This is a genomic window from Pseudoalteromonas sp. 19-MNA-CIBAN-0066, from assembly GCF_040308705.1.
GTDB lineage: Bacteria > Pseudomonadota > Gammaproteobacteria > Enterobacterales > Alteromonadaceae > Pseudoalteromonas > Pseudoalteromonas nigrifaciens.
Genome location: NZ_JBEONZ010000170.1, coordinates 1 through 281 on the forward strand (window position 1 = coordinate 1; position 281 = coordinate 281).

Annotated in this window: 1 protein-coding gene; it reads left to right on the plus strand. The window is 41.3% G+C overall.

Annotated elements, in window-relative coordinates; translation table 11 throughout:
* On the plus strand, positions 1–281 hold a 281-nt coding region (locus AAEZ18_RS18680), incomplete at both ends, for a glycine--tRNA ligase subunit beta (protein ID WP_352255884.1).

The window sequence follows — 281 nt, forward strand, 5'->3', positions numbered from 1 at the left end:
GTTTGACAGCGAAGGTAACCCAACAAAAGCAGCAATGGGTTGGGCACGTGGTTGTGGTATTGAAGTAAAAGACGCACAAACACTTGAAACCGATAAAGGCGCTTGGTTATTGCACATTGCTAAAGTAGCAGGGCAAGAAACTAAAACCCTAATGACAGATGCAATCACAAAAGCATTAAGTAAATTACCAATCCCTAAACCAATGCGTTGGGGCGCGAATAAAACACAATTTATTCGCCCTGTGCATACAGTAACTATTTTATTTGGTGATGAGCTACTTG